8 protein-coding genes and 1 pseudogene are annotated in these 7,470 nt (G+C 50.3%); all 9 read right to left on the bottom strand.

The genetic code is table 11. The features are described 5' to 3' along the window. Positions 1 to 176: 176 nt before the first annotated feature. The 9 genes and pseudogenes from ACP5KC_RS07735 to ACP5KC_RS07695 all read right to left on the bottom strand — a co-directional run bounded on the left by ACP5KC_RS07735 (position 177) and on the right by ACP5KC_RS07695 (position 6,995). Positions 177 to 500 carry a nucleotidyltransferase domain-containing protein gene (locus ACP5KC_RS07735; RefSeq protein WP_428287175.1) on the bottom strand — a complete coding sequence of 108 codons (324 nt, stop codon included), beginning with the start codon at positions 498 to 500 and terminating at the stop codon, positions 177 to 179. Further along, positions 454 to 750 (bottom strand): annotated as a pseudogene (locus ACP5KC_RS07730) (HEPN domain-containing protein). The gene ACP5KC_RS07735 and the pseudogene ACP5KC_RS07730 overlap by 47 nt, the downstream one beginning before the upstream one ends. A 350-nt stretch (positions 751 to 1,100) precedes the next feature. Further along, complete coding sequence (locus ACP5KC_RS07725) at positions 1,101 to 1,226, bottom strand: hypothetical protein (protein ID WP_428287174.1); 126 nt, start codon at positions 1,224 to 1,226, stop codon at positions 1,101 to 1,103. Further along, positions 1,223 to 2,326: a hypothetical protein gene (locus tag ACP5KC_RS07720; protein WP_428287173.1), complete on the bottom strand. Its 1,104-nt coding sequence runs from the start codon at positions 2,324 to 2,326 to the stop codon at positions 1,223 to 1,225. Before ACP5KC_RS07720 ends, ACP5KC_RS07725 begins: the two co-directional genes overlap by 4 nt. Then, complete coding sequence (locus tag ACP5KC_RS07715; protein ID WP_428287172.1) at positions 2,323 to 3,141, bottom strand: CRISPR-associated endonuclease Cas3''; 819 nt, start codon at positions 3,139 to 3,141, stop codon at positions 2,323 to 2,325. The genes ACP5KC_RS07720 and ACP5KC_RS07715 overlap by 4 nt, the downstream gene beginning before the upstream one ends. Further along, positions 3,138 to 4,862 carry a CRISPR-associated helicase Cas3' gene (gene cas3, locus ACP5KC_RS07710; protein ID WP_428287171.1) on the bottom strand — a complete coding sequence of 575 codons (1,725 nt, stop codon included), beginning with the start codon at positions 4,860 to 4,862 and terminating at the stop codon, positions 3,138 to 3,140. Before cas3 ends, ACP5KC_RS07715 begins: the two co-directional genes overlap by 4 nt. After that, positions 4,859 to 5,548 carry a type I-A CRISPR-associated protein Cas5a gene (gene cas5a, locus ACP5KC_RS07705; protein WP_428287170.1) on the bottom strand — a complete coding sequence of 230 codons (690 nt, stop codon included), beginning with the start codon at positions 5,546 to 5,548 and terminating at the stop codon, positions 4,859 to 4,861. Before cas5a ends, cas3 begins: the two co-directional genes overlap by 4 nt. Before the next feature lie 9 nt (positions 5,549 to 5,557). Continuing rightward, complete coding sequence (cas7a, locus tag ACP5KC_RS07700) at positions 5,558 to 6,598, bottom strand: type I-A CRISPR-associated protein Cas7/Csa2 (protein WP_428287169.1); 1,041 nt, start codon at positions 6,596 to 6,598, stop codon at positions 5,558 to 5,560. Between the two features lie 22 nt (positions 6,599 to 6,620). Next, positions 6,621 to 6,995 carry a hypothetical protein gene (locus tag ACP5KC_RS07695; protein WP_428287168.1) on the bottom strand — a complete coding sequence of 125 codons (375 nt, stop codon included), beginning with the start codon at positions 6,993 to 6,995 and terminating at the stop codon, positions 6,621 to 6,623. Positions 6,996 to 7,470: the final 475 nt, after the last annotated feature.

Below are 7,470 nucleotides of genomic sequence, written 5' to 3'. Positions count from 1 at the left end.
CAAAAGCGTTATAGAGGCGCTTTACACCTCCTACAGTAAAAAGCAGTCTTAAGGGTGTTTTAGGGTTGAAAATCATTGAAATTGAAAATGAAAAATGAAAGGATAATCATAAGGTTATTTCAAGAATAGGGTATACTAGTCGCCTCCTAGAGCATCATAAAGTACACGAGAAGTGCCTAGCATCTTCTTAATGATTGGATCCTGAAGCTCCTTTTTTCAAGTACTATGAGATCTACGGGTAAGCCTCTGGGCTTCAAGGCTCGGAGTTCCTCGATCAGTGCTAGCTTATCCTCTACTCTTTCGACAATGACGGCTATATCGAAGTCACTGTAGGGTAAATTGTCTCCTCTTGCTCTTGAGCCGAAGAGAAGGATGGCGCAACGGTCAAGCTTTCCCGCTATCTTGGCGACAAACTCCTGTAGCAGCTCGTCCTGCTTGCTTAACCGGGAGGCTCTACGCCTCAGATACTCGCCTAACCCACTCGATGATTTTCTCGGCATAGGCTACACACCTGGCTGCCAAGCTCTGGTCGTATGTGACGGGCTTATGTCCAGGATAACTGGCTAAAGTGTAGTGTGGTGTGAGAGCATCGGAATAGGTAAAGAGCTCATCGGGTGGTACCATGCCGAGATCCCTTAGAGATTCGAGGAGCTAGGAGAGGTCGTGAGAGAATGGGTACAAACCTGTTTGACTCATGTGTAGGGCCTTGAGGTACAGCTCGGCCGCTTGCTGGGCCTCATAGCATGACAACCAGTAAATCCCCTCTGAAGGTGACGCTTAGCTTCACGCAGAAGTATCTGCGCCTTCTCTATTCACTCTCCAGGCAAAGTCAAATGTATAAGATTCCTGGCTCCCAGTAATAAATTAAACTTGTACCCCTTCAGGAATAGCGGGCTTACAGGCCGTCTGCTGGAAAACTTAAAGGTCTACCACTAACATTTCGTATTCTTTTAAATCTATGCTTATTTTAATGCATTGACGCGCTTCCACCAATGAGTAATCGCGCCCCGTTAGTGACTGGTGGATATTCCCCGGAGTTATCCCTCGAGTTACAACTTCACATTTTTACAAAAGGAATCCGCCTTGGAGGGGTTACGGCTTCAGATTTCGAGTGCCACTAAAGCCAAGGGCTCATAATTAGTTTCCTTTATGAACATGAGGTCGGCACCCTCTCCGCTTAAATTATAAGCTGAGAAGGCGTTCTCGTTTTTCGGGCCACCGCTCAACTTATGCCCCTTTCCAGCTGCGAAATATCGTAACGGCAAGCCGTCCTCCCCTTCTTGAACATCTCTGTAACGAAACGGGCGACTCTCCTCATTACGCTGTACTTGTCCCCACCAAACGTTAGGTAGAAAGCCAACTCGTTCAGTATGATAGCCCCGTCCTGGTCTCTCAGGAGACACTCGTTTATGAACCTCGGGAACTCTGGGAAGTCCAATTTTATCCTAGCTATCTTCCCCAGTAGGTCGCCTACGTTGACAGTTTCATGTTTCTCGGCCCTCTGGAAGTTGCCAGATCTCACCAGTTTCCAGGCTATGGCTTCAAAGTCGGTATTCTTGAGCGCGTACACTGTCTCCCCGAGTGACAGGACGTATAAGATGGACGCCAAAACGTTGATTTCCACGTTGATTTCTATGGGCTTCTTCTCCAGGAGTCTCTGAAGCAAGAGGACGTCCACGATCCTCATCTCGTTGGTAGGAGCTAAGGTAACTAGGTACACCACTTTCTTGTCTCCCTCCCTAAAGTTCACCACAGCGGTTCCGAACAAAAGGCCTAGCGTGCTCGTTATGAAGCAGTTAGGACATACTAAGTAGAATTTATCATACAGGACTCTGTCTTTCTGATAGTACTTACCGTAAACGAAGCTTAGTGGCAGGTACAGAGTAATTAAAGACTTAGATTTAGCCCTTCCTTCCTGCGCCTCGTCCTTATGGTCGAGCCTCTTGAAGGTCTCTAAGTCTAGACTCGCTAGCTTCTCATTTAATTTTTTGAGCAAATGGTTAAGGTTATTTTGGTCGATGTTTGCGGCGTCTAGCTTCTTTAAGTATTTGTAAGCGATTCTGAGCTTTCTCGACGTGTTTTCATAATCAGACTTAACGTTCTGCGACTTCTCCAGGAAGTTCAGGTAGAGTTCCGTTTCCCTTTTCAAAGTCTCGAGGAAGTCCAACTCCTTAGACAGATTAGTACCGTTGAACTCTATCACGTACCTGAATCCTTCCCTCCTCACCGTCCCTAAAGTAACGCCGTTCCCTGCAAGTATCCGAATCAACCCGTGCATTATGAGGGTGTCTGTTATCAGCCCGTGTCCCGGAGTGTAAAAACTCATGTCAGGATCCCCTCACTCCTCAAGGCCTTCATTATTTCATCCTGCGTGGGAATTTCAGCTTTCGGTAGCTTGAGCCCTTGTTCATCAAGGCCGAAAGCCCTCTTAGTCAGCCAAGTCCCTGAGTCGCCCTCAACTAGCTCCTTAGGTCTCGTGAGGCTAGCGGCAATGGAGTCTACTAACGTCAAGGGGAATAGCAGTGTGGCCGTCCTCGTCCTTAACGTGAGGAGGTCGGCCACCCTACCTACAGTGGCCCTAACCACGATCTCTTTGATCGCCTCGTAGAAGTCCTCCTTGTTCATGTTAGACAAGGCCGAAGCTATCTTATCTATCTCATTCCCGTAGACAGCCTTAGCTTTTTTGTACCACGGGTCTAAAGTGAGGTCACAGTATACGCTTAAGTCCGCGCTTTCGATGACGTCCCTTAGAGTGGACAGTGTTATGAACTCCTCCCCCCTCTCCCCAGCGTAGATACCTATTATTCCAGACTCGTGGTGGAGCATGACTGCATGCGCCACATATAGGTTTAGTTGTGATCGGTTGTCATTAATTAGCCTGTAAGCCAAGTAGGCTCCTACTAGCTCATGCCTAAATACTCGCCTGTTGCCTTCTTTGTACTCCTTTGTCAGCTTGCCTAAGTCGTGGTAGAGGACTGCCAGGGCTACAGGGTCAGCATCGGTCCTCAAAGCCCTCTGTACAGACCTTAAATAATACTTCTTAAAGGCCCTATCCCACACAATGTAGGCAGCGTAGATGTGCTTGAAGTAAGACTCGACGCAATGGTTCACGTCGTAGAAGAACGCGCAACACCCGGTCACTTCTTCTTCCCCCTCCTCCTACTCGAGGTCTTTCTCGCTCTTTTTTCCTTCCTTTCTCCTTCTGTGACCTTCGCTTCTTCGATACGGAGGCCTGCCTCGTCGTAGACCTGGTCTTTAATCACGTAGATCGAGTTCATGTCGCAAGGCTCTAATTTCCCGAACTTATTCGTTATATACACCGATTCGTTATCCTCTTTCACGTAGGTAAATACCTCCTTGTCGTTCAGCAACGCCCTTAACCTCTCGCAGGAGTAATCGTCGAGGAGAGATACGGAGTACCTCAGTGAGTGCTCATCTAGGTCTTTCTTTCTGACACTGAACAGGTTATTGTTAGGCTTCAGCCAGTCCTTCTTCAGGACGTAAATTGTGACATAAGTGCTCGGCCTTATTTGAACGTCTTCCCTGGGAGGGTATGAGAACAAGTGAAGGGCCTCCATGTATTCCTCTACCTGGAGTAAGAACACGTCCCCTCTCTCCTCAAGGCTAGAGATCGCCTTCTCTGAGTACACGCTGTCGAGAGAACCCAAGAGGGACGTGTAGTTAGGATTATTCTTCAGGATCTCCTGGGTTCTCTGGATTAGATCCTCAGCGTAGGGCAGGTAATTCTCAACAGGGTAAACAAAGGCATCGGCCTTAACACCCTCCCTACCCACCCTACCTAATCTTTGTATTAAGCTGTCGATGGGAGATAATTCAGTGTAGAGCGTCTTAAAAGGGAAGTCCAGTCCGACCTCCAACGACTGCGTGCCGATCAGGATGGGCCAGGAGCTTTCATCGTTGCCCTTGAACGCCTTCTCTACGGCCTTTAGGGCGTTATCTCTATCCCTCCTAGTCATAAGCGAGTGGATCAGGTAAACGTTCCCGCACTTCTTCTTCAGTTCGTAGTACATCTCCCTAGCCCTCTCAACAGTGTTCATGATAACCAAGGTACCGCCCTTGCACTCGACCTTTTCTGGGGTCAACTTCTCCTCGCAGACGAAAGTCAAGTTTATATCCCTCTGAACGCTCACGTTTACCTCCAACTCCTTGACTTTGTCCTTGCAGTCCCTGGTTAGCCTATCCAGGACGGCCTTTGGTAGGGTGGCAGAGGAGAAGACCACGATGGCTCCAGAGTTGACTAGGTTGCAAATTATCTTCCCCATCACTCTGGGCGACAAGAACACGCTGTCCTGGATGAGATGAGCCTCGTCGAAGATTATGTAAGCGTTCCCCATAAACCCAACTGGGAGAGAGTACCTGCCAGTCCTGTAACCCTGCTTCCACCACTCGTGTACCCTCTTCGCAAGGAATCCATAGGCGAAGGAGTCGATCGTGGTCAGTGTAATGGGAGCAGTGTAAAGGTAGGTCGCCCTATCCACGTCGCCGTGATCCTCTCCGACGCTGACTCCTGAGAAAATCGAGGCGTAGAGCTCCACCCTCTCCCTCATTTGGCTCAGCAACGCGTGAGTGGGTTCTACGAGGAACATCCTCCCCGCGAAGAACTCCCCCTTAACGAACTGGAAGAAGTAAGGGGCCAGGAAGGCCTCGGTCTTGCCCGTTCCTGTGGGCAACGTCATCAGGAAGAGCCTGCCCTCGTCAGTACCGTCGTAGATCCTCTTAGCGAGGTCGGCTTGCAGTTTCAGCCTTTCCTCGTCGACCCTAATGCTCCTTTTCACCGGCCCCTTACTATTGGACTGCCAGAGAGTCACCATTTCCCTTATGAGGTCTACGAGGTCCCTCACCAGTCATCGCCCTCTGGGTAGATTGCCTCGCCGGCACACACTGTTCTGTCGTACTTTATCCTCCCCAATTCGTAGCGGGGGCCTACCCGTAACAACGGGAAGCTGAACATAACCCGCTCCCCACGCTCGTCAATGGAGGGCATCACCGTGTACATACCCTCCAGAGAAGTCAACTTGGTCACCGTGTTAACCTCCGTCTTGTTGCACTTCACCTCCTCCACTTCCTTTACTTCCTCTACCGCTACTAAGGACTCGCTGTCCCCGAGTCTCTCCATTAGGTAGAGAGCCTTCTTCACAAGCTCAAGCTCGCCCTTCACCCTTACGATTACCAGCCGTAAAGGGGAGTAGGAGTACTCCCTAACCATTGCGTCGTTATAACTCATTACTTCTTTGAAATTCCTCGGTAACTTTTTATCCTCGAGTACTTTCTTCGCCCTCCTGAGTACAATAGGCGAGATTGCGACCGCAAACTCCTTAACAAAGACCTCCCGGGCGTGGGTGACTAACTCCATGGCCTTGTTCAAGCAATTAATGCCTTTGCAAGCCCCCGAGTACGCCAATCCGTTGCCTATAGCCCCGATGAGTGTCGAGGGAGGTATGAAGGGTAGAGTAGTTGCAACCTGGTACACATCGAGCATCTTAACGCTGTAAAAAGGGCCCCTTAACTTAACCAGGAGGACCTTCATCCCGGCACCTTACTTCGATATACCTTTTGTCTCCGCGCTGCCTGTCTGAGGCGGAGTGCTCTGCGGTTCTATGAACGACATGACCTCCTTGAACGCTTCCTCTAGCGAGTTCGCCTTCTTACACTGTAGGTCGTTTAGCTGGACGTTATAACACACAACCTTCAGTTTGTCGTCATTCATGAGGAACTTATAGGCCTTGAGGATCTCCATGGACTTAACCGCGTAATCGGGATAGGAACCGTGTACAAGGTTGGGCAGCGGCTTGTCAGATACGGCTATTATCAACTCCTTGACGTCCATAAGTGGGAGGGCTCTTGCTTGCTTAGAACCGACGCCAGTAAACATGTAGAGCAGGGCAGTTATGGCCGCCTTTTTCCTCAACTTGACTTCACTCTCAATTGGGAACTGTCCCGACTCGTTACTCACAGTCTCGTACATGGGCGTCATCACATAAGCCAGGTTCATGCTCACAGCGAAGCCGTACAGGGGAGCGGAGGAGTACTCCTGCTTGAACACCATCATTTCCGGCTGAGATTTTTCTGACTCCTGAGACTTCTTCTTACCCGGGATTGCTGGGACTACCCTGTTTTGGGTCACGCTGAATCTGCTCACGTACTCTAGGATGCTCTCCTCGAGCACCGGGACGCCGAAGGAGAACTTCACGAGGGAGTCCCTCTTCAGCTGCTTCCTGGGAACTAGGAAGCCGTGGATGTCGTTGCAGAGGTCCTCTATTGCCTCTGCCTCGCTGTTAGCAGCCTTTGCGTTAGCTAGTGTCGAGTCCTTGGTGTAACCCCTCATCCCTACCCCTTTCTTGCAGAACTCGTTGGCCGCTTGCCCGCCGAGGGCCGTATAGACATCTGCCAGGTAAACGGAGTGCCAGTGCTTTAAGGCGTTGCCGGTTATTACCGGAACCTCGTAGGTTCTGAACTCGATCCCCCTCTGCACCACGACTCTCGCCACCGCGTGCGTGTTGTAGTTGCCGATGACGTCTGAGCCCGTGAGCGCGCCGACCTGAGCGATGAACCTCCCAGTCACCCTGATGTAGGTCACGACTACCCACCTCCCGCCTCTTCTACTTCCGTTGTTTCAAGACTTCAAAAATGTAATGGTCGGGGGAGACCGCGAGGGCCGCGAACTCCCTTATCCACTTCGGCCCATCCTTGTCCTTGAAGCAACTCTCTAACGCTTTCTCTAAACTATCGCTCCACACTTCAAGCCTCTTTAACGCTTTGTTCTTCGTCTCCTCGCTCAAACTGTCGTCGTCCATTATGTCCTTAGCTGTCTTGGTGACGAGCCTGCACAGCCTGTAAAGGGGGACCAGGGCTTTGTCCGGCGTCTCTGCAAACCTCACCATCTCGTCTAAAACGTCGTAGGCCTGCTGGTAATGAACTACTACTCTAGCCGCCAACGACATTTCAGAGATAACGTTCCAGCAGTCGTTGGACAACCTCATATCATATACGTAGCATTTCTATATAATAAGCTTTTTCTATAGTGGGCCGTCAAACAGAAATCCCCTAATCCTCGACATCAACTGCGGACGGGCGCTAGAGTAGCGGTTCACACAATTGTCAAATTTCGATGGTCTCGCCCGAGGGGCATGAAGGAAAGCTAACCATTTCGACCAAGTCTGCTTGAGCCACATGCCAGACTCACAGTAGGAAGGACGAAAATATTGTTCACTACGCGCTGGAGTTCGCCCTTAATACTGCAAGAGGGTTTCGGGTGAGGAGTTTAACGAGCCCGTCAAGTCTAACGCGCAGGACGCGGAGGAGGTAGCCAGTCGCCTGACCAGAGGCCTCTTAAAGGAGTAGGAGTTCTTATATTGCTGATAATAGAGGTTGACAGGTAGAGGTTGGGGGAGGGCAGGATCTACCTCGCTCCTGCTTGACTCAACAGCCCTTGCAGTCCTTCATAGTAGA

It is taken from the genome of Infirmifilum sp. (genome assembly GCF_049970975.1).
GTDB classification, from domain to species: domain Archaea; phylum Thermoproteota; class Thermoprotei; order Thermofilales; family Thermofilaceae; genus Thermofilum; species Thermofilum uzonense.
This window is presented reverse-complemented; position numbering and strand designations above follow the sequence as displayed.